The following is a 20,160-nucleotide window of genomic DNA, read 5'->3' as shown; positions in this document are numbered from 1 at the left end:
CTCTTTCGATAGCATCTCAGGCATATTCCTCTAGCGCATGGTGCCGGTTTGGCACCAAAACAGTCCACCAGGAGCCTGCACAGGCCACGGGACTACCGCGAGCCAAACCCTTAGCTAACGCCCCCACCGCCGCGCCCAAAAAAACGCGGCGGTTTTGTTTGGGCGGCGGCTTGCCTCTGCCTCCCGCCGTCTCAACCCAATACCGCGTGGCCCTCGGTGAGAAGCCCCTGCAAGTCGGCGGCGGGCACGGGGCGGCTGAAGTGGTAGCCCTGCCCCGTGTCGCAGCCCAATTCCAAAAGCACCTCCCGCTGCGCGACTGTCTCCACACCTTCGGCGATGGTCTCCAGACCCAGGCTTTGCGCCAGGCCGATGATGGCGCGCACGATGTGGGGCGCACTGGGGTCTTCACCCAGATGGCTCACAAACGACTGGTCGATCTTGAGCTTGTGCACCTTGAGGCGCTGGATGTAGCTGAACGACGAATACCCGGTGCCAAAGTCGTCGATGGACAGCTGCACGCCCAGGTCGTACAACTGCCGCACGATGGCAATCACCTGCTCCGGTGCATCCATGGCGATGCTTTCGGTCAGCTCCAGCTCCAGCATCTGCGGGGGCACGTTGCTGTCGGCCAGCGCCCGACCCACCATGTCCACCAGACCCGGGTGGCGGAACTGCACCATCGACAGGTTCACCGCCACCACCAGCTCGGTATGGCCTGCATCACGCCACTGCCGGGCCTGGGCCAGCGCAGTGCGCAGCACCCATTCGCCGATGCCCAAAATCTGGCCGCTGCTCTCTGCCACCGGGATGAATTCCGCCGGACTGACAGCACCCAGCTCGGGGTGCGTCCAGCGCAGCAAGGCCTCCACGCCCACCAGTCGCCGATCCTTCAGCCGGATTTGTGGCTGGTAGTGCAGTGTCAACTGGCCCAGCACCAAAGCACTGCGCAGGGCGTTCTCGATTTGCAGCACCCTGAGCGACCGGGCCTGCATGTCCGCCGAGAAGAACCGGTAGGTGTCACGCCCGGACTCCTTGGCACGGAACATGGCCGCGTCGGCGCGCTGCGCCAGGGTCTCGAAGTCCCCCCCATCCTCGGGGTACATCGCAATACCGATGGAAGAAGTCACCACCAACTCATGGTGCTCCAGCTTGCAGATCCGGCGCACCTGCGCCTGCAGCTCATCGGCCACATGGGCTGCCTGCTGCGCATCGGTGAGGGGCAGCACGATCACGAACTCATCCCCGCCTTGCCGCGACACCGTGTCTTCATCGCGCACCACCGACTGCAACCGGTGCGCGATCTCGATCAGCAAGCCGTCCCCTACCTGGTGACCGAGCGAGTCGTTCACATTCTTGAAGTGATCCAGGTCCAGGTACAGCAGCGCGAGTTGATGGCCGCTGCGTTGCGTCAGTGCAAGGGCCTGGCTGAACCGGGAGGCGAACATCGTGCGGTTGGGCAGGCCCGTCAGCGCATCGAAGTTGATCAGCTTGCGGATGCGTTCCTCATCACGACGGCGCTCCGTCACGTCTTCCTGCACGGCCAGATAGTGGGTGATGCGGCCCTGTTCGTCATGCAGTGGCGAGATGATGGCGGACTCGTTGTACTCGCCGCCGCCCTTGCGGCGGTTGACGAATTCGCCGCGCCACGGACGGCCTGATGTCAGATGCGCCCACAGGTCGGCATACACGCTGGCAGGCGTGGCCCCGGCGCTCAGCAGACGCGGGTTACGGCCAATCACCTCCTCGGGGCTGTAGCCTGTCGTGGCGGTAAACGCGGGGTTCACGTATTCGATGTTGCCGTCAGCGCCTGCAATGAAGATGGAGTTGGGCGCCTGCTCCACGGCATGCCGCAGCTTGCGCAGGGTCTCCAACATCTGAACCCGCTGCGTGATGTCGCGGGACAGCACCACGAAGTGATCATCCGTTTCATCGTCCATTCCCTTGCGCGCCACGGACAGCTCAAACCAGTGCTGCCCATCGGGCAGGTCCAGTGCGTACTGGAAGTCGCGGGCCAGGCCCTGCTCTGCCGCGGCATTGATCGCAGCCTGCGCCACAGCTGCCGCCGCAGGAGGCAGGATGTCGTGGATCGAACGCCCCACGACCTCGCTGGCAGGCATCAGCAGCAATTCGGGCTGGCGCGTATGGATCTGCACATAGCGACCGTCGCGGGTCACCTCAAACATCAGGTCGGGCACGGCGTCCAGCACGGCCCGCATGGCCTTGTCGGACTGCTTGAGCACCCGGTACGGCGCCTCGATGGTGCCCACAAAAATGGCGCGGTACAGATAGTAGTACCCCACCACCTTGTACACATGGCCCAGCAGATTGAAGGGATCGGTCGCGACGACGTAGAACGTGAAAAAAAACTCGCTCAGGGCCATCACCCACACGGCGGCGAACAGCCTGGCCACATCAAAGGCGGCACGCTCCCGCGCCCAGTGCAGCAGCACGCCCAGCGACGCCGCGTACAAGGCCACCACGCCGTACTCGGAAGCAATCTTGAACCGTGTGAGCCCCTGGTCGTCGTAGGTCTGCGGGTACCACTGTGGAAACAAGAACACAACGGCGTGGATGACTGCGACAACGGCCAGTACCAGCGCCAGCACCAAAAATCTGCCAGGGCCAGGTGCTGCTGCATCGCCGGGCACGCGCCAATGCAGCGCCACCGCACCCAGCAACGTCAGAGCCCCCAGGTATCGCGCGGGCAACCAGAAATTGATGCCCTTGGCCACCGAGTTGGGCGTGATGTAGTCGGGCATGCCGGCGAATGACAGCATGTGCGAAAAATCGAGGATCGCCACACCCAGAAAGCCGCAGGCCAGGATGAGCACATTGCGCTGCGGATTGAGGCTGTGTGCCTTCCACCCCACTGCAAATACCAGGGCAGACACAGCAATGGACAGCGTCTCCAGCACTTGGTGCAGCGTGAGGTAGTGCCCCACCCGCTGCGGACTGGCCACCGAAAAATAGGCCCAGGCTGCAATCACCCCACCGGTCAACAAGTAAAGCACCGGCGCCACAGCCTTGAAGCTGGCCAGGTGTTGTGGGTGAATCTGCAGCCGAAAAAGGTTCATAGGCGCGGGATGGGTCTCTGAGAGCCGCCTGAGCGGTATGGCGGTGTGGCCGGATACTGCTGATTCTTGCACAGGCCCCACCACTTGTAACAGGTTGCCCCCGCAGCGGCCTGTCTCAAGATACTTGCATAGCCACGCAAGCGCATGACGTACCAAAAAAGGCATAAAAAAACCGCTGCAGTCGCAAGACTGCAGCGGTTGATATCTGGCGGAGTGGACGGGACTCGAACCCGCGACCCCCGGCGTGACAGGCCGGTATTCTAACCAACTGAACTACCACTCCTGGCAGGCAGCGTTTTGCTTGCATTTCTCAACACAAGCCAAGTGCTACAAACTTGGCGACCCCACGGGGATTCGAACCCCGGTACTCACCGTGAAAGGGTGATGTCCTAGGCCTCTAGACGATGGGGTCAAAACCTTGGAACTAACCGAACTACTGACAAATTTGGTGGAGGTAAACGGGATCGAACCGATGACCTCTTGCATGCCATGCAAGCGCTCTCCCAGCTGAGCTATACCCCCAAACTTCTTCGGCTTGCACCGAAGAGAAGCTTTTGCACTCCAGTAAGGACTGCAAAAACTGTTGACTGGCGGAGTGGACGGGACTCGAACCCGCGACCCCCGGCGTGACAGGCCGGTATTCTAACCAACTGAACTACCACTCCTGGCAGGCAGCTTTTCGCTTGTATTTCTCAACACAAGCCAAGTGCTACAAACTTGGCGACCCTACGGGGATTCGAACCCCGGTACTCACCGTGAAAGGGTGATGTCCTAGGCCTCTAGACGATAGGGTCAAAACCTTGGAACTAACCGTTATCAAGCGATGTGGTGGAGGTAAACGGGATCGAACCGATGACCTCTTGCATGCCATGCAAGCGCTCTCCCAGCTGAGCTATACCCCCACTAAATGACTTCAAACACTTGGTATTTGTTGTCATCACCTGAGCCTTGAATTATAGACAGATTTTTAGCGGTTTCGCAAACGCGCTACAACTTTTTCACGTCCGACCAATTCCAGCACGGCATCGACCGATGGCGTGTGGGCGGTACCGACCGTCAACACGCGCGCAGGCATGGCCAGTTGGGGCATCTTCAGACCTTGGGCAGCCAGCACTTGCTTGAACGCCGCGCTGATGGAAGCCTTGTCCCATTCACACGCAGACAGCGCATCGGCCAGTGCGTCCAGAGCAGGCGCAATGGCGTCGGTGACATGCTGCGCGCGCTCTGCATCCACGGGCGACACATCGCCATAAAAAACCTGCGCCCAGTTGGCGAGCGCGACGGTGGTGTCGCACCGGTCTTTGAACAGCGCGCAGATGCGGGAGAGCCGCCCATCGGCCAGCGCCTGCGCCGAAACACCACGCGCCTGCAATTGCGGAGCCACCAGCGCCGCCAAAGCATCGTCTGCCATGGCTTTCAAGTGCTGGGCATTCACCCAGCGCAGCTTGGCTTCATCGAACTGCGCCGCGCTGCGGCCCAGATGGTCGAGGTTGAACCACTGCAGGAACTGCTCACGGCTGAAGATTTCATCGTCGCCGTGACTCCAGCCCAAGCGGGCCAGGTAATTCACCATGGCATCGGGCAGATAACCTTCATCACGGTACTGCGTCACAGGCTTGGCACCATTGCGCTTGCTCATCTTCTCGCCCTGCTCGTTCAGCACGGTGGGCAGGTGGGCATAGACCGGAGGTTCCTTGCCCAGGGCGCGGAAGATGTTGATCTGACGCGGCGTGTTGTTCACATGGTCATCGCCTCGGATCACGTGCGTGATCGCCATGTCGATATCGTCCACCACCACACAGAAGTTGTAGGTGGGCGTGCCATCGGGCCGCGCGATGACCAGATCATCCAGCTCATCATTACTGATCTCAATGCGGCCCTTGACCTTGTCGTCCCAGGCCACCACCCCGCCCTGCGGGTTCTTGAAGCGCAGCACGGGCTGCACGCCTTCTGGAATGGCGGGCAGGGTCTTGCCAGCCTCGGGGCGCCATGTGCCGTCGTAGCGTGGCTTCTCCTTGGCGGCCATCTGACGCTCGCGCAGCGCATCCAGCTCAGCCACGCTCATGTAGCAGGGATACACATGACCGGCAGCCTGCAACTCTGCCAGGACCGCCTTGTAACGGTCCATGCGCTGCATCTGATAGAACGGGCCTTCGTCGTGGTTCAGGCCCAACCAGGCCATGCCCTCGATGATGACGTCCACCGCCGCCTGGCTGGAGCGCTCCAGGTCGGTATCTTCAATGCGCAGAATGAAGTCACCACCCGTGGCGCGAGCGAACGCCCAAGGGTACAAGGCCGAGCGGATGTTGCCCAGGTGGATGAAGCCGGTGGGCGAAGGAGCGAAGCGGGTGCGTACGCGGCCCGTGCTGGAAGCAGTGGTTTCAGTCATAAAAATCAATGCTGGCCCCCAACGGGGCCAGTTCTCAAGTGAGGTCAATCCATCGGGCGCAGTCAATACTGAAACAGCATCGCCCGCTTTGCCGAAAGTCCAGCATCGGGTGCGATGGCCCTAAGGGACTGCGTAAGCCTTGGCTACGCTTCTTGCGCGTTGGGCAACGCAAGGCGCGAGGTGTCTTCCTCGCCTTCCTCCACGCCCACGCGCCCTTCATTCAGGCTGGCAATGCCTTCCGCAGTGATGTCGCCCGTCACATACACACCGTCAAAGCACGAGGCATCGAAGCCGACGATGGCGCTGTTAAGCGCACCCACGGCCTTCTTCATGCCATCCACATCCTGGTAGATGAGCGCATCGCAGCCGATGGCCTGGCGAATCTCTTCGACCGTGCGGCCATGGGCCACCAGTTCGCTGCTGGTGGGCATGTCGATGCCATACACGTTGGGGTAGCGCACCGGTGGCGCCGCGCTGGCCAGGTACACCTTGCGGGCCCCCGCGTCGCGTGCCATCTGCACAATCTCGCGGCTGGTCGTGCCGCGCACGATGGAGTCATCCACCAGCAACACATTACGGCCTTTGAATTCGCTGCCAATCACGTTGAGCTTCTGGCGCACCGACTTTTTGCGCACGCCCTGCCCCGGCATGATGAAGGTACGACCCACGTAACGGTTCTTGACGAAGCCTTCCCGGTACGGGACGCCGAGCAGATGCGCCAGCTGCGTGGCGCTGGGGCGGCTGGACTCGGGGATGGGGATAATCACATCGATCTCGTTCGGCGGCACGGTGGACACCACGCGCTTGGCCAAGGCTTCACCCAGGTTGAGACGCGCCTGATAGACCGAAATGCCGTCCAGCACAGAATCAGGCCGCGCGAGGTACACAAACTCAAAAATGCACGGATTGAGCTGCGGGTTCTCAGCGCACTGGCTGGCGTGAACCTGGCCATCGAGCGTGATGAAAATCGCTTCGCCCGGGTTGATATTGCGCTCGAACACGTGGGAGGTGCCTTCCAGCGCCACCGACTCGCTGCCCACCATCACGGTGCCGTCCTGGCTGCGGCCCATGGCCAGCGGGCGAATGCCGTGCGGGTCGCGGAAGGCCAACAGGCCGTGGCCTGCGATCAGCGCGATGACGGCATAGGAACCCTTGATGCGCTTGTGCACCGCACGCACGGCCGTGAAAACATCCTCGGGCTGCAGAGGCACGCCGCGCGTGGCGCGTTCGAGTTCGTGCGCAAACACGTTCAGCAAGACTTCCGAGTCACTTTCCGTATTCGTGTGGCGGTGGTCTGTCTGGAACAGCTCGGTGCGCAGTTCTCGGGCGTTCGTCAGATTGCCGTTGTGCACCAGCACGATGCCGAACGGCGCGTTCACGTAGAAAGGCTGGGCCTCTTCTTCGCTGTAGGCGTTGCCAGCGGTGGGATAGCGCACCTGGCCCAGCCCCACATTGCCCGGCAGAGCGCGCATGTTGCGCGTGCGAAAGACATCGCGCACCATGCCCTTGGCCTTGTGCATGAAGAATTTGCGGCCCTGCTGGGTCACGATGCCAGCAGCATCCTGGCCACGATGCTGCAAGAGCAGCAAGGCGTCATAGATCAGCTGATTGACGGGCGCAGGACTGACGACGCCGACGATTCCACACATAGTTGTATTCCATCCGTTTGCGGGAACAGCCCCGCGGTCATCCAACGGCAGTAGCTTCTGACCGCTGCCGCTTCGATCTCACGAAGGCAGATGCCTTCCAAATTCGTCCGGCAGCGCCGGTTTCAACCCCTTGAGCACCTCGGTCAAGACCGGTGCACCCTGCGACTCCTGCCACCACTGTGCTTCGTGCACGGGGGTCATGCCCGCCACGACGGCCACCGCAAGCAATAAAACGAGGCCACGCAATACACCAAAAACAGCACCCAAGGTGCGGTCTGCCGGGCGCAGCCCCACAGCTTCCACCAGCTTCTTGGCCACCCAGGCCAGAAAACCACAGGCAAAAACCGAAGCCACAAACACCACCACGAAGCCAGCGGCGTATCGCAACGACTCACCCGACCCGCCCATGGGCAACAAGGCAGCCGCATCGGCCGCAAACCATTGCGCCACAAAAAACGAGACCACCCAACCCAGGACCGACAACACCTCAAACACCAGACCGCGCCATGCACCAATCAACATGGAGGCCAGCAATACGGCCACAAACACCCAATCCAGCGCGGCCATGGACAAATGGCAGTCCGGCTAACGTTTACAGAGTGAGCACCGAAGCCGACAGGTCCAGCGCCTTGATGCGCGCCGCCGCCTTGTCTGCCTCTGCCCGATTGGTGAACGGGCCCACGCGCACACGGGTGCGCTTTCCGTCCTTCGTGTCCACCACCTGCGTGTAGGTCTTGAGACCCGCCCGCTCCACCTTGGTACGTGCCTCGCGGGCCTTTTCGGCATCGGCAAAGGCACCCACCTGAACAATGAAGCGCGCCTCCTCGGCACCGGCGGCGGCGGGCGCCTCGGTGCTGCGGCCTTCCAGCAGGGCGCGGGCACGCGCCGAATCGTCAACCCGTGCGGGCTTGGGCTCTGGGGCCGGAGAAGGAGCGGGAGCCGCTGGCGGCTTGGCCTCGTGTTTCACCTCGGGCTTGACGGCTGCAGGTGCAGCTGCCGGAGCAGGAGTGGGTTTGGCGGGCGCCGGGCGGGCACTCGGCACCAGCTCTTCACCGTCCGCCAGGCCGTTGGCAGCGGCAGTGCGCGAAGGCGCTGGCCGCTGCGCCGCAGCCGTAGGAGCAGGCTCCTGCGTGGCGGGGGCTGCGGGCTTGGCTGCAGGGGCTGCATCGGCCACCGGCGCGGGCACCACCAGGGGCGCTACCTTGTTGCGGTCCGGGATCTCGATGGGAATGTCCACGGGGATGGGCCGTGGCTGGGTATCAAACAGCAGAGGAAACCCGATGACCCCCACCAGCACCAGCACGGCGGCGCCGATCAAACGGTGCCGGGCGCGGCGGCGCATCACTTCGATGCTCTCAGCCTGGGGTGTGCGCGAGCGCTTGGACGGCTTTTCGGCCTGTTGCTGCTCACCCTGACCGGGCCACCGGAACTTGAAAAATGCCATGGACTAAGGACTCGTGAGGCGCTCAGGCGCCCAGATGTTTGGCGTGCAAGCGGGGTGTTCCGTTGATCAACACCCCACCCACCGTATAGAACGAGCCAAAGACCACGATTCTATCAGCGGGGTCTGCAGCGGCCACCGCCGCCTGCAGGGCCTGCAGCGGGTCGGCATGCAAGCTGGATGTGACGTCCCGGCGACCGCCCGCCACCATGTGCACGGCATTCCACTTCTGCTGCAACACGGCAGCCGACTCTGCGCGCGGCGTGGGAAGGTCGGTGAAATACCAGCGATCCACCAACGGCCCGACCTTGGCCAGCATGGGCGCCAGGTCTTTGTCCGCCATGGCGCCAAACACCGCGTGGGTGGTGGGAAAGAACCCCATCGCATCCAGATTGGCCGTTAGCGCGGCCACGGAGTGCGGGTTGTGTGCGACGTCTAGCACCAGGGTCGGTTGCCCCGGCACGATCTGAAAGCGCCCCGGCAACTCCACCATGGCCATGCCGTTGCGCACAGCCTGGGCGGTCACGGGCAGCCGCTCACGCAATGCCTCGAAAGCCGCCAGCACGCCCGAGGCGTTCACCAGCTGGTTGGCCCCCCGCAGGGACGGATAAGCCAGCCCGGCATAGCGCCGCCCGCGGCCAGCCCAGTTCCACTGCTGCTTGTCACCCGAGAAATTGAAATCGCGCCCAAAACTCCAAAAATCGGCGCCGATCTCTCTCGCGTGGTCCACCACACTCTGCGGGGCCATGGGGTCGCTCACGATGGCTGGGCGCCCTGTGCGCATAATGCCCGCCTTCTCGCGGCCAATGCTCTCGCGGTCCGGGCCCAGAAACTCGGTGTGGTCGATGTCGATGCTGGTGATGATGGCGCAGTCGGTGTCGATCACGTTCGTGGCATCCAGCCGCCCACCCAGGCCGACTTCGAGAATCGCCACATCCAGCAACGCATGGCTCATCAACCGCAGTATGGCCAGGGTGGTGAACTCAAAATACGTGAGCGAGACCTCATTGCCGTTCTGGATTCTGGCGGCTTCCACTGCCTCAAAGTGCGGCACCAGGTCGGCTGCCGAGACAATTTCGCCATGCACCCGGCAGCGCTCTTCAAAGTGCACCAGATGCGGCGAGGTGTACACGCCGGTGCGATAACCCGCCTGCAGCGCCACCGCTTCCAGCATGGCGCAGGTTGATCCTTTTCCGTTGGTGCCCGCCACCGTGATCACCGGGCACTCGAACCGCAGAGCCATACGGCGGGCGACTTCCGCGACCCGGTCCAGGCCCATGTCGATGTTGCGGGGGTGCAGCTGGTCGCAGTGGCGCAGCCAGCCTTCCAGGGTGTGGGGTTTGGTTTGCATACAGCCCGGGATTGTCGCCGAGCCCGCATTCACCCCGGCAATTTCGAGGATGATGCGCGGCATGAACACCGTCATCACCGTCTACGGCATCCCCAACTGCGATACCGTCAAAAAATCCCGCGCCTGGTTTGCCGAACAAGGGCTGGATATCCAGTTTCATGATTTCAAGAAGCAGGGCGTTCCCGCCGACCTGCTCCCTGGCTGGCTGAAGGCAGTCGGCTGGCAAAAGCTGGTCAATCGCCAGGGGACCACCTGGCGCAAGCTGGACGCAGCCACCCAGGCATCGGTGCAGGACGACGCGAGCGCCAGCGCATTGGTGCAGCAACAGCCCAGTGTGATCAAGCGCCCCGTGGTGCAGTGGCAGGACGCCCAAGGCCTGCATGTCACGGTCGGATTTGTGCCGGACCAGTGGCCCGCCGGGCCCAATCGCGCATCCAAAGGCTGACTTGGGACGAAGAACGCGGGAAAATCGCACAAATCTTTACGCAGATTTACGGCGTCCGGGCCCCGAATTGACCTTGCGGGCCTAAACTTTTCTTCAGTCTGGTGCGTTATGTACCGACCCGAAAGGAGTTTCTCCATGAAAAAGATCGTGATTTTTTCCGCCCTGGCTGCCGTCGCTGTTGCAGCCAGCGCTCAGGAACAAGGCCGTGTGCTGTCTGCCACGCCCATCATTCAGCAGGTCGGCGTTCCGCAGCAGGTGTGTGGCAATGAGACCGTCTACAGCGGTAACCGAACGACGGGCGCCGGTGCAGTGATCGGTGCCATTGCCGGCGGCGCAGTGGGCAACACCATCGGCAAGGGCAGCGGCCGCGCCGCAGCCACCGCCATCGGGGTGTTGGGAGGCGCCGTGGTGGGTAACCAGATCGAGGGCAACGGCCAGCCGCAATACCAAAATGTGCAGCGCTGCACCACCGAGACCTACTACGAAAACCGCACCGTGGGCTACAACGTGGTGTACGAATACGCTGGGCGCCAATACACCACCCGCACCCAGAACGATCCAGGCCGCTGGATCCCCGTGAACGTGCAGCCCGCTGGCCAGACCTATTCCACACAGCCCGACCCGTATGCCGCCCAGGGCGTGTACAGCCAGCCGGGGGTGGTGACCTCAACCTACCCTGTACAGCCGGTGTACCAGGCGCCCCCCACCTATGTGACGCCCCCGGTGACGGTGATTGAGTATGGCTACGACAGCGGTCGCCCCTACTACCCGCACCACCGCAACCCCTACTGGCGTTAAGCGCAGGCAGCCAAGCTGCGCAGGCCAGTGCGCAAAGAGCCCTTCGGGGCTCTTTTTCTTGGTGCGTGCGATCAAGTGCGCGGATTTCGTGGCAGCGCTCCGCCCGGGGCGTCAGCACCCTGCCCTAAAATCGCGGGTTTCCTCCATTCCTACCCGCGCATCCATGACCACCGAAAAAATCGACGGCGTGTCCGTCACTACCCAGGCCAATGTGTACTTTGACGGCAAGTGCGTGAGCCACGGCATCACCTTCCCGGACGGCACGAAGAAATCGGTGGGCGTGGTGCTGCCCGCAACGCTCACGTTCAACACTGGCGCGCCTGAAATCATGGAATGCGTGGCAGGCTCGTGCGAATACAAGCTGGCTGGTACCGACGCATGGGTGAAATCGTCTGCAGGCGAAAAGTTCAGCGTGCCCGGCAACTCCAAGTTCGACATCCGCGTGACCGAGGCCTACCACTACATCTGCCATTTCGGCTGAGATGTTCGGGCTGAAATTTGATTGATTTTGGCCTCTGGCGCTAGTCCACAATGCGCTGGCAGCTATCATTTTTGAAGAAAACTCCATGGCAACCATCCTCCAGAACCTCCCCCTCGGCCAGAAGGTCGGCATCGCGTTTTCCGGCGGCCTGGACACCAGCGCCGCGCTGCGCTGGATGAAGAACAAGGGCGCCCTGCCCTACGCCTACACGGCCAACCTGGGCCAGCCCGACGAGCCCGACTACGACGCGATTCCGCGCAAGGCCATGGAATACGGCGCCGAGAAGGCCCGCCTGATCGACTGCCGCACGCAGCTCGCCCACGAAGGCATTGCCGCGCTGCAGGCCGGCGCTTTCCACGTGCGCACCGCCGGTGCCACCTACTTCAACACCACGCCCCTGGGCCGCGCCGTGACCGGCACCATGCTGGTGGCCGCGATGAAGGAAGACGACGTCAACATCTGGGGCGACGGCTCGACCTTCAAGGGCAACGACATCGAGCGCTTCTACCGCTACGGCCTGCTGACCAACCCGTCCCTCAAGATCTACAAGCCCTGGCTCGACCAGCTGTTCATCGACGAACTGGGCGGCCGCGCCGAAATGTCCGCCTTCATGACGAAGGAAGGCTTCGGCTACAAGATGAGCGCCGAAAAGGCCTACAGCACCGACAGCAACATGCTGGGCGCCACGCACGAGGCGAAAGACCTGGAGTTCCTCAACAGCGGCATCCGCATCGTGAACCCCATCATGGGCGTCGCCTTCTGGAAGGATGACGTGGTCGTCAAGGCCGAGGAAGTCTCGGTGCGCTTCGAAGAAGGCCAGCCCGTGGCCCTGAATGGAGTCGAGTTCAACGACCCGGTGGAGCTGTTCCTGGAGGCCAACCGCATCGGCGGCCGCCATGGTCTGGGCATGTGCGACCAGATTGAGAACCGCATCATCGAAGCCAAGAGCCGCGGCATCTACGAGGCCCCCGGCCTGGCGCTGCTGCACATTGCCTACGAGCGCCTGGTGAGTGGTATCCACAACGAAGACACCATCGAGCAGTACCGCATGAACGGCCTCAAGCTCGGCCGCCTGCTGTACCAGGGCCGCTGGTTCGACCCCCAGGCGATCATGCTGCGCGAAACCGCACAGCGCTGGGTGGCGCGCGCCGTGACCGGCACCGTGACGCTGGAGCTGCGCCGCGGCAACGACTATTCCATCCTCAACACCGAGTCGCCCAACCTGACCTACGCGCCCGAACGCCTGTCGATGGAAAAGGTGGAGGACGCGCCGTTCAGCCCGTTGGACCGCATCGGCCAGCTGACCATGCGCAACCTGGACATCGTGGACACGCGCGACAAGCTGGGCGTGTACTCGCGCGCTGGCCTGCTGTCGCTGGGAGGCAATGCCGCCCTGGCCCAGCTGGAAAACGACCGCAAGTAAGCCCTGAAGAAGCCCTCAGCTGTCAGAAACCTCCCGGGTGCCGCCGGGAGCACCTTGGCAGTTCCTTTGGGATGAAAATGACTGGTAGCGATAGTGCAATATGCCTGAGCAGCTATCAATCAATGAGTAAAGCCACCCCTGGGGTGGCTTTTTCATTGCCGCATCGGAGCAGGCGCTATACATGCATGCCTGAGGCACAGGGGCCGCAAAACACTTCGCGCGCTACACCACCACCGGCTCGGGCTCCAACCGGATGCCAAAGCGCTCGTACACGCTGGTCTGGATGGCCTTGGCCAGGGTCATCACCTCGCCCCCCGTCACACTCTCCGCCCCCCGCCCCCGGTTGACCAGAACCAGGGCCTGCTTTTCGTACACCCCAGCCTTGCCGATGGATTTGCCCTTCCAGCCACAGGCATCGATCAGCCAGCCCGCCGCCAGCTTGATGCTGCCGTCCGGCATGGGGTAGTGCACGATCTTGGGCTCGCGGGCGATGATGTCGGCGCACTGGTCGGGCGACACCGTAGGGTTCTTGAAGAAGCTACCGGCGTTGCCCACCACGGCAGGGTCGGGCAGCTTGGCGCGGCGAATGTCGCAGATCCAGTCAAAAATCTGCTCGGCACTGGGGTGCTCCACCCCCGCCTCGGCGCGGCGGCGCTCCAGGTCCAGGTAGCCCAGCACCGGCTTCCAGGGTTTGGGCAGACGAAAGCGCACGTGGGTGATCACCGCCCGGCCGGCCAGCCCCATGCCGCGTGGCAGCCCGCTGCCGCCCTGCGCCTCCGAAGGCGCGTGCTTGAAGACCGAATCGCGATAACCGAAGCCGCATTGCGCGGCATCCAGGCTGAACGACTGGCCGGTGGCCAGATCGATGGCGTCGAGCGACTCGAAACGGTCCTGCAACTCCACGCCGTAAGCACCAATGTTCTGGACGGGCGACGCCCCGACGGTGCCCGGGATCAGGGCCAGGTTCTCCAGGCCGGGATAGCCATGGGCCAACGTCCAGGCCACGGCGTCGTGCCAGACCTCGCCAGCACCCGCTTCCACGATCCAGGCCTTGGGCGTTTCCTCGACCAGGCGCAGGCCCTTGATTTCCATCTTGAGCACGACGGGCTTCACATCGCCCGTCAGGATGATGTTGCTGCCCCCGCCCAGCACAAACTTCGGTGCGGGTGCCAGTTCCGGGTCGGCCAGCACAGCGAGCAGGTCATCCACTGAACGCACACGCACCAGGGTCTGGGCGCGTGCAGCAATGCCGAAGGTGTTGCAGGGCTGTAAAGGGGCGTTTTTCTCGACTACCATTGGCCCGATTGTCGCACCGGCCCCTGCTGGCGGCCTGCGAGCCACCTTTGTTTCCCGAGATTGATTGAGACCCACCATGCCATCTTTTGACACCGTCTGCGAAGCCAACCTGGTTGAAGTGAAGAACGCCGTCGAGAACACCGCGAAAGAGATCGCCACCCGCTTCGACTTCAAGGGCACCGCCGCCAGCATCGAGATCAAGGACAAGGACATCACGCTGATCGGCGACGCCGATTTCCAGCTCACCCAGATCGAAGACGTGCTGCGCAACAAGCTCACCAAACGCAATGTGGACGTGCGTTTTCTGGACATGGGCGACGTACAGAAAATGGGCGGCGACAAGGTCAAGCAGGTCATCAAGGTGCGCAACGGCATCGAGAGCGAGCTGGCCAAGAAGATCCAGAAGCTGCTCAAGGAAAGCAAGCTCAAGGTGCAAGGCGCCATCCAGGAAGACAAGGTGCGCGTGACCGGCGCCAAGCGCGACGACCTGCAGGCCGCGATGGCCCTGATCCGCAAGGACGTGACGGACGTGCCGCTGTCATTCGACAACTTCCGCGACTGATATGAAACAACACCCCCCTGAGGCCTGGCGGGCCGTTCCCCCGCTCTCGCAGGGGCTGCGCCGTTATCAGCGCCCCGTCGCCCTGTGCATCGGGTTGCTGCTGGCCCCCGCATGGGCGCATGCGCAGGCCGTGGCGCTGGCGGGTGTGCTGGGCAGCAAGGCACTGCTGGTGGTGAACGCCAGCCCGCCCAAGGCGGTGGGCGCGGGGGACGAGTTCCAGGGGGTGAAAGTCATCGCTGTCGCCAAGGACGAGGCCACTGTCGAGATCCAGGGCGCGCGGCACACGCTGCGGCTGGGCGAAGCGCCCGTCAGCGTGGGCGGACGCAGTGGCAGCGGCAAGCGCATTCAGCTGGTGGCCGACGGCCGCGGGCATTTTGTGAACAGCGGCACCATCAACGGGCAGGTCATGCAGTACATGGTGGACACCGGAGCCTCCACCGTCGCCATCGGGCGACCCGATGCAGAGCGCATGGGCCTGAACTATCAAAGCGGCCAGCCGGTGCGCGTGAACACCGCCAATGGTGTCGCCCAGGGCTGGCGCATGAAGCTGGACTCCATCCGCATTGGCGACGTCGAAGTCTTTGGGGTGGAGGCGATCATCACCTCGCAGCCCATGCCCTACGTGCTGCTGGGCAACAGCTTTCTGAACGAGTTCCAGATGACACGCACCAATGACCAGATGGTGCTGGAAAAGCGCCACTGACGTCTATACACCTCCAATGTCTGCACACCCTGCCTCCACCCACGCGCACTCCGAAGGGGAGTACGAGGACCTGCTCAGCCTATGGTCCGACCTGGAGTCAGCCCTGTCGGTGCTGCTGAGCCGGCCGCTGCAGGTGCAGGACTTTCCGGGCAAGGTGCGGCAGTTCGATGCCTGGCTGCAGGACCTGGTGGCGCACGACATCGACGCAGCGCTGTACCTGATGTTCCAGCACGCGTCCACATCCACCGTGGGTTACAGCGCATCGCACGCACTGGTGTGTGGCACGCTGTGCCACATCATGGCGCTGGAGCTGAAGCTGCCGCAGCGCGAGCGGGACAGCCTGGTGCGGGCGGCGCTCACCATGAACATCGGCATGACAGCCCTGCAGGACGAACTGGCCGTGCAGCGTGAACGCCCCACGGCCGAGCAGCAGGAGGCCATCAAGAGCCACCCCGAAGACAGCATGCTGCTGCTGGAGCGCCTGTTCATCAACGATCAACTCTGGCTGGATGTGGTGGGGCAACACCATGCCAGCATTGCAGAGCGCGTGCCCCTGGCCCAACAGGAGCCGATCGACCGGCTCACCCGTGTCCTCGGCACCATTGACCGCTATGCCGCCATGATCAGCCCGCGCAAATCCCGCGCCGGGCGCAGCGCTACCGACTCGGTGCGCGCCATCGTAGGACAAGAAGTGGACCAGCGCGACGAGGTCAGCTACACGCTGGTGCGCTCCATCGGCCTGTGCCCCCCGGGCACCTTCGTCAAGCTGGACAACGGCGAAACCGCCATCGTGCTGCGCCGCAGCGACAAGGCCAACCACCCGCTGGTGGCCAGCCTGCTGGACAACACCGGCAACCACCGCAGTCAGCCCAGCCTGTACCAGACTGCCAGCGGCAAGCCCCGCATCCAGTCGGCCCTGGCCCGGTCCGCCGTGAGCCTGGAGCTGAACCACCGCACCATGGTGCGGCTGGGACTGTATGCCGCACAGCACAGCGCGGGGCTGCGCGGGCTAGTGACAGCGCCCGGCGCGCTCTGACGCAGGGCACGCGCCCAAACCGGGCGCGTGGCTACATCAGTGTTTGGCCTTGGGCTTTGCTTTCGGCTTTGCCTTGGCGCTCTCTTCACCCTCGACAGGTTTCGCCTTTTTGCTGCCCAGGCGCGATTCCGTGCCCGCAATCAGGCGCTGGATGTTTTCGCGGTGGCGCCAGGCCAACAGCAGCGCCATGACCACGATCGAGGCCGCAATCGTGCCCTCGGCATACCAGACCACGCCATCCACCATCAGGTAGTACACCGGAGCAAACGCAGCCGCCACCAGCGAGGCCAGCGACGAGTAGCGGAAGAAAAATGCAATGATGAGCCAGGTGGCCGCCGTGGCCAGGCCCAGCCAGCCGCTGATGCCCACCAGCACGCCCAGCGCCGTCGCCACGCCCTTGCCGCCCTGAAACCGGAAGAACACCGGCCACAGGTGCCCCAGGAAAGCAGCCAGACCCACCAGCGCCACGGTGCCGTCCTCCAGCCCATAGGGGTGGCCAAACCACATCACCAGCGCCACCGGTAGCCAGCCCTTCATCGCGTCCAGCAGCAGAGTCACGATGGCCGCCGCCTTGCTGCCCGAGCGCAGTACATTGGTGGCGCCGGGATTCTTGCTGCCATAGGTGCGCGGATCGCTCAGGCCCATGACGCGCGTCACGATGACGGCAAACGACAGCGAGCCCAGCAGGTAGGCGGCCACAGTGGCAAGAACGGGATAGACGGCGGTCAAAACAACTCCTTGGAAATCATTGGGTCAGCCTTCTGACGGGCTGTATGTATCGCACGGCGGCCTATTCTGCCAGCGCGCACTGCACCGGTTTGGCGCCCAGCAGTTGCACGCACACCTGCGGGTCCAACTGCACCAGAAAGCCCCGGCGCCCGCCATTGATGGCAATGCGGGGCAGCGCGAGGATGGTTTCTTCGATATAGACCGGCATGGTGCGCCGCGTGCCGAACGGCGACGTGCCGCCCACCAGGTAGCCGCTGTGCCGGTTGGCCACCTCGGGCGAGCAGGGCTCGACCGACTTGGCGCCGATCTGGCGCGCGAGGTTCTTGGTCGAAACCTTGCGGTTGCCGTGCATCAGCACCAGGAGCGGTTTGGCGTCCTGGTCTTGCATGACGAGGGTTTTGACCACGGTGTAGGGGTCCAGACCCAGCACCTCGGCGCTGTGCATGGCGCCGCCGTGCTCCAGATACTCATACGGGTGTTCGGTGAAAGCCACCTTGTTCGCCTTGAGCAGCTGGGTGGCTTGGGTCTCGGAAACGTGTTCTTTCTTGGCCATGGTGTGGTGCGGCTAGGGCACCGATGGTATCCGTATCCAAATGTGAGCGCGTTGAATCCTGCAGCGACGTGTCAGAACACCGTGGCAGGCGCTGCAGCGGCCTTGCGGCGTCGCCCCACCTTGCGTTTGCCGTATTCCTCAATGGCGACCACCAGCGCCTGCGTGAACTGCCGCACCAATGTGGACTGACTGCGCCCCTCGGCCGCCAAGACCTGCAGGCGGCGCTGCTGCAGCTGCGCCTCGTCAAAAGGCCGAGCTGCCAGCAGGCCCGCCTCCACCCAGCGCGCCGCCGTGAGGTAGCTGGCCAGCACCACGTCCTGCCCGCTCAGCAGCGGCAGCAGGGCCGATGAGAAATTGCTCTCCACGGCGGGCACATAGCGCAGCCCCTGCACCGCACAGCTCAGGTCAAACAGCTGCCGCCCTGTGGTGTTGGCGGCGCCCAGCAGCAGCGGGTAGCGCACCACATCGGCCACGCTCACGCTGCGCTGGCGCGCCAGCGGGTGCTGCGCGGGCATGACGGCGTAAATGGGTGCGATGGCCGAGTGCAGCACCTGCAGGCCCTTCTCGGGTGCCGTGCTGTACTTCAGCGCCAGATCCGCCTCGCCGCGCAGCACCAGGGCCGACACCTCTTGCGGCACGGCCACCTGCAACTGCAACTGCACCTGCGGGTGCGCCTGCCGAAACCCCGCCATGACCAGCGGCATGAACGCTGCCGCAAACCCTTCGGTACACGCCAGCCGCACCCGCAGGGCACCTTGGGTAGACAGATCCTGCAATTGCTCGACCAGCTCCAGCGCCTGCGCGTCGTGCGCGCTGGCGTGGGCCAGCAGCCGGGTGCCTGCCTCGGTCAGCGTCATGCCCCGGGCCTGGCGCTCGAACAGCACCACGCCCAGGCTGTCTTCCAGCTTGCCCAGCTGGCGGCTCACGGCCGACGCAGCCACATGCAGGCGCTGCGCCGCCTGGTTGACGGAGCCGGTGCGCGCCACCTCCAGAAAGTAGCGCAAGGGCAGGCTGAGCAGTGAAATGGCCATGGTTGTTTAAATCGCAAAAAGGCAACGGTCAGTTGCCAAATCTCTATTCCAAGCAATGGTAAACCAGCATCCATCTTGCATGGCTTGAGGCTCCAATTCACCCATGCCCTGGCACGGGCGCCGCATGGCCTCATGGAGCCACGCGCCTACTGCCGGGGCCCTACCACCGGAGTCCGCATGAAACGCCTTGCTCGAGCCACTTTCCTGTCTGCCACCCTGGCAGTGTTTGCCGGCCATGCCAGCCTGGCCTCGGCCCAGACTACGCCCCCTGCCGACGCGTGGCCGCAGCGCCCGGTGCGCATGGTGGTGCCCTTCCCGCCCGGCGGCGGCACCGACGTGGTGGCGCGCGCGCTGGCACAGAAGCTGGCTGGCCGCCTGGGCACGGCGGTGGTGATCGACAACAAGCCGGGCGCCTCTACCATCATCGGCACCGAAACCGTGGTGCGCGCCGATCCGGACGGCTACACACTGCTGGTCTCGGGCTCCACCAGCTACACGGTCAACCCGGCGCTGCGCAGCAAGCTGCCCTACGACCCAGCCAAGGACCTGGTGCCCGTGGCCACCGTGGCCCGGGCACCGCTGGTGCTGGTCGTCAGCGCCAGTGCACCCTACAAAGACCTGAATGCGTTGATCGCGGCGGCCAAGGCCAAGCCCAAGAGCATCCACTACGCCACCTTCGGCTCGGGCTCCGGTCCGCACCTGGCAGGCGCGCTGCTGGAGCAGGCGGCTGGGATCCAACTGCAGGACGTGCCTTACCGGGGCAGCAGCCAGTCGCTGATCGCCCTCATGGGCGGTGAAATCCAGTTGGGCATCGACACCGTGGCCGCTGCGGCGCCGCAGGTGAAGGCCGGCAAGCTGCGCGCCCTGGCCATTGCGGGCAAGTCGCGCTCCAGCATGCTGCCAGGGGTGCCCACGGTGGAGGAACTCAAGCTGCCCGACGCCGTGTTCGACGCGTGGTACGCCATCGCCGCCCCCGCCAAGACGCCACAGTCCGTCATCCGCAAGCTGGTGACCGAGGTGGAAGCCGTCACCCGCGACAGTGGCCTGCAGGAACAGATGCGCACCCAGGGCATGGAACCCGTGCACCTGGGCCCCGTGGCCACGCGCGCCATGATCGATGACGAAATCGGCCGCTACCGCGCGCTGGCCCACCGCGCCAAGATCGTGGTGGACTGACGAACACAGGAACAGGACCTGCA

General features: G+C 63.8%; 18 protein-coding genes and 6 tRNA genes. 8 read left to right on the top strand and 16 right to left on the bottom strand.

All coding sequences use genetic code 11. From position 1 onward, the window contains the following. Window positions 1-191: 191 nt before the first annotated feature. The 12 genes from DNK89_RS18735 to folC all read right to left on the bottom strand — a co-directional run bounded on the left by DNK89_RS18735 (window position 192) and on the right by folC (window position 9,904). Window positions 192-3,074, bottom strand: coding sequence for an EAL domain-containing protein (locus DNK89_RS18735; RefSeq protein ID WP_110961291.1), 2,883 nt, complete (start codon window positions 3,072-3,074; stop codon window positions 192-194). Window positions 3,075-3,280: 206 nt separating this feature from the next. Then, window positions 3,281-3,357 (bottom strand) — tRNA-Asp (locus DNK89_RS18730). Between the two features lie 53 nt (window positions 3,358-3,410). Next, window positions 3,411-3,486, bottom strand: a tRNA-Glu gene (locus DNK89_RS18725). Window positions 3,487-3,520: 34 nt separating this feature from the next. Next, a tRNA-Ala gene (locus DNK89_RS18720) sits at window positions 3,521-3,596 on the bottom strand. Between the two features lie 66 nt (window positions 3,597-3,662). Further along, window positions 3,663-3,739, bottom strand: a tRNA-Asp gene (locus tag DNK89_RS18715). Window positions 3,740-3,792: 53 nt separating this feature from the next. Continuing rightward, window positions 3,793-3,868, bottom strand: a tRNA-Glu gene (locus tag DNK89_RS18710). A 32-nt stretch (window positions 3,869-3,900) separates the two neighbouring features. Continuing rightward, window positions 3,901-3,976: transfer RNA gene (locus DNK89_RS18705), tRNA-Ala, on the bottom strand. 65 nt (window positions 3,977-4,041) lie between these two features. Beyond that, entirely contained in the window at window positions 4,042-5,463 is a 1,422-nt protein-coding gene (gltX, locus tag DNK89_RS18700) for a glutamate--tRNA ligase (protein ID WP_110961290.1), read from the bottom strand. A gap of 143 nt (window positions 5,464-5,606) precedes the next feature. Then, window positions 5,607-7,112 carry an amidophosphoribosyltransferase gene (gene purF / locus DNK89_RS18695; protein WP_110961289.1) on the bottom strand — a complete coding sequence of 502 codons (1,506 nt, stop codon included), beginning with the start codon at window positions 7,110-7,112 and terminating at the stop codon, window positions 5,607-5,609. Between the two features lie 78 nt (window positions 7,113-7,190). Then, complete coding sequence (locus DNK89_RS18690) at window positions 7,191-7,679, bottom strand: CvpA family protein (RefSeq protein ID WP_110961288.1); 489 nt, start codon at window positions 7,677-7,679, stop codon at window positions 7,191-7,193. A gap of 25 nt (window positions 7,680-7,704) precedes the next feature. Further along, the gene (locus DNK89_RS18685; protein WP_110961287.1) at window positions 7,705-8,556 is read right to left on the bottom strand and encodes an SPOR domain-containing protein; all 852 of its coding nucleotides are present in this window, start codon (window positions 8,554-8,556) and stop codon (window positions 7,705-7,707) included. Window positions 8,557-8,578: 22 nt separating this feature from the next. Beyond that, entirely contained in the window at window positions 8,579-9,904 is a 1,326-nt protein-coding gene (folC, locus tag DNK89_RS18680; protein ID WP_110961349.1) for a bifunctional tetrahydrofolate synthase/dihydrofolate synthase, read from the bottom strand. 52 nt (window positions 9,905-9,956) lie between these two features. On the opposite strand from folC, the gene DNK89_RS18675 reads away from it, so the two are divergent. The 4 genes from DNK89_RS18675 to argG all read left to right on the top strand — a co-directional run bounded on the left by DNK89_RS18675 (window position 9,957) and on the right by argG (window position 13,051). Continuing rightward, window positions 9,957-10,349, top strand: a complete 393-nt coding sequence (locus DNK89_RS18675) for an arsenate reductase (protein WP_060986318.1) — start codon at window positions 9,957-9,959, stop codon at window positions 10,347-10,349. A gap of 135 nt (window positions 10,350-10,484) precedes the next feature. Then, window positions 10,485-11,147: a glycine zipper 2TM domain-containing protein gene (locus tag DNK89_RS18670; protein ID WP_110961286.1), complete on the top strand. Its 663-nt coding sequence runs from the start codon at window positions 10,485-10,487 to the stop codon at window positions 11,145-11,147. Between the two features lie 163 nt (window positions 11,148-11,310). Beyond that, window positions 11,311-11,628, top strand: coding sequence for a pyrimidine/purine nucleoside phosphorylase (locus tag DNK89_RS18665; RefSeq protein ID WP_015014470.1), 318 nt, complete (start codon window positions 11,311-11,313; stop codon window positions 11,626-11,628). Window positions 11,629-11,713: 85 nt separating this feature from the next. Then, complete coding sequence (argG, locus tag DNK89_RS18660; protein WP_110961285.1) at window positions 11,714-13,051, top strand: argininosuccinate synthase; 1,338 nt, start codon at window positions 11,714-11,716, stop codon at window positions 13,049-13,051. A 222-nt stretch (window positions 13,052-13,273) separates the two neighbouring features. Here argG and murB read toward each other — a convergent pair whose 3' ends face one another. Beyond that, the gene (gene murB / locus DNK89_RS18655; RefSeq protein WP_110961284.1) at window positions 13,274-14,347 is read right to left on the bottom strand and encodes a UDP-N-acetylmuramate dehydrogenase; all 1,074 of its coding nucleotides are present in this window, start codon (window positions 14,345-14,347) and stop codon (window positions 13,274-13,276) included. Between the two features lie 76 nt (window positions 14,348-14,423). Between murB and DNK89_RS18650 the strand changes: the two genes are divergently transcribed. From DNK89_RS18650 to DNK89_RS18640, 3 genes are read left to right on the top strand one after another with little or no spacing between them, the layout of a single operon-like run. Further along, window positions 14,424-14,909 (top strand): YajQ family cyclic di-GMP-binding protein, encoded by a 486-nt coding sequence (locus tag DNK89_RS18650; RefSeq protein WP_015014473.1) that lies wholly within the window; start codon window positions 14,424-14,426, stop codon window positions 14,907-14,909. A 1-nt stretch (window position 14,910) separates the two neighbouring features. Continuing rightward, the gene (locus DNK89_RS18645) at window positions 14,911-15,612 is read left to right on the top strand and encodes a TIGR02281 family clan AA aspartic protease (RefSeq protein ID WP_238990868.1); all 702 of its coding nucleotides are present in this window, start codon (window positions 14,911-14,913) and stop codon (window positions 15,610-15,612) included. Window positions 15,613-15,628: 16 nt separating this feature from the next. Next, the gene (locus DNK89_RS18640) at window positions 15,629-16,648 is read left to right on the top strand and encodes an HD-GYP domain-containing protein (protein ID WP_015014475.1); all 1,020 of its coding nucleotides are present in this window, start codon (window positions 15,629-15,631) and stop codon (window positions 16,646-16,648) included. Window positions 16,649-16,684: 36 nt separating this feature from the next. On the opposite strand, the gene plsY is transcribed toward DNK89_RS18640, so the two are convergent. From plsY to DNK89_RS18625, 3 genes are all read right to left on the bottom strand, one after another. Further along, complete coding sequence (plsY, locus tag DNK89_RS18635; RefSeq protein ID WP_110961283.1) at window positions 16,685-17,377, bottom strand: glycerol-3-phosphate 1-O-acyltransferase PlsY; 693 nt, start codon at window positions 17,375-17,377, stop codon at window positions 16,685-16,687. A 61-nt stretch (window positions 17,378-17,438) separates the two neighbouring features. After that, window positions 17,439-17,930 carry an aminoacyl-tRNA deacylase gene (locus DNK89_RS18630; RefSeq protein ID WP_110961282.1) on the bottom strand — a complete coding sequence of 164 codons (492 nt, stop codon included), beginning with the start codon at window positions 17,928-17,930 and terminating at the stop codon, window positions 17,439-17,441. Window positions 17,931-18,001: 71 nt separating this feature from the next. After that, window positions 18,002-18,961, bottom strand: a complete 960-nt coding sequence (locus DNK89_RS18625; protein ID WP_110961281.1) for a LysR family transcriptional regulator — start codon at window positions 18,959-18,961, stop codon at window positions 18,002-18,004. A gap of 177 nt (window positions 18,962-19,138) precedes the next feature. Between DNK89_RS18625 and DNK89_RS18620 the strand changes: the two genes are divergently transcribed. Beyond that, entirely contained in the window at window positions 19,139-20,137 is a 999-nt protein-coding gene (locus DNK89_RS18620) for a tripartite tricarboxylate transporter substrate binding protein (RefSeq protein ID WP_110961280.1), read from the top strand. Window positions 20,138-20,160: the final 23 nt, after the last annotated feature.

It is taken from the genome of Acidovorax sp. ST3 (genome assembly GCF_003231145.1).
Lineage (GTDB): Bacteria > Pseudomonadota > Gammaproteobacteria > Burkholderiales > Burkholderiaceae_C > Acidovorax.
Note: the sequence above shows the minus strand (reverse complement) of the source record. Positions and strands in the feature narration are given on the sequence as shown.

Coding starts and splice junctions, on each gene's coding strand:
- DNK89_RS18690 (WP_110961288.1), bottom strand. CDS start 7,679: ATGGCCGCGCTGGATTGGGTGTTTGTGGCCGTATTGCTGGCCTCCATG.
- DNK89_RS18650 (WP_015014473.1), top strand. CDS start 14,424: ATGCCATCTTTTGACACCGTCTGCGAAGCCAACCTGGTTGAAGTGAAG.
- DNK89_RS18625 (WP_110961281.1), bottom strand. CDS start 18,961: ATGGCCATTTCACTGCTCAGCCTGCCCTTGCGCTACTTTCTGGAGGTG.
- folC (WP_110961349.1), bottom strand. CDS start 9,904: ATGCAAACCAAACCCCACACCCTGGAAGGCTGGCTGCGCCACTGCGAC.
- purF (WP_110961289.1), bottom strand. CDS start 7,112: ATGTGTGGAATCGTCGGCGTCGTCAGTCCTGCGCCCGTCAATCAGCTG.
- argG (WP_110961285.1), top strand. CDS start 11,714: ATGGCAACCATCCTCCAGAACCTCCCCCTCGGCCAGAAGGTCGGCATC.
- DNK89_RS18640 (WP_015014475.1), top strand. CDS start 15,629: ATGTCTGCACACCCTGCCTCCACCCACGCGCACTCCGAAGGGGAGTAC.
- DNK89_RS18645 (WP_238990868.1), top strand. CDS start 14,911: ATGAAACAACACCCCCCTGAGGCCTGGCGGGCCGTTCCCCCGCTCTCG.
- DNK89_RS18685 (WP_110961287.1), bottom strand. CDS start 8,556: ATGGCATTTTTCAAGTTCCGGTGGCCCGGTCAGGGTGAGCAGCAACAG.
- DNK89_RS18735 (WP_110961291.1), bottom strand. CDS start 3,074: ATGAACCTTTTTCGGCTGCAGATTCACCCACAACACCTGGCCAGCTTC.
- DNK89_RS18670 (WP_110961286.1), top strand. CDS start 10,485: ATGAAAAAGATCGTGATTTTTTCCGCCCTGGCTGCCGTCGCTGTTGCA.
- DNK89_RS18630 (WP_110961282.1), bottom strand. CDS start 17,930: ATGGCCAAGAAAGAACACGTTTCCGAGACCCAAGCCACCCAGCTGCTC.
- DNK89_RS18675 (WP_060986318.1), top strand. CDS start 9,957: ATGCGCGGCATGAACACCGTCATCACCGTCTACGGCATCCCCAACTGC.
- murB (WP_110961284.1), bottom strand. CDS start 14,347: ATGGTAGTCGAGAAAAACGCCCCTTTACAGCCCTGCAACACCTTCGGC.
- DNK89_RS18620 (WP_110961280.1), top strand. CDS start 19,139: ATGAAACGCCTTGCTCGAGCCACTTTCCTGTCTGCCACCCTGGCAGTG.
- gltX (WP_110961290.1), bottom strand. CDS start 5,463: ATGACTGAAACCACTGCTTCCAGCACGGGCCGCGTACGCACCCGCTTC.
- DNK89_RS18665 (WP_015014470.1), top strand. CDS start 11,311: ATGACCACCGAAAAAATCGACGGCGTGTCCGTCACTACCCAGGCCAAT.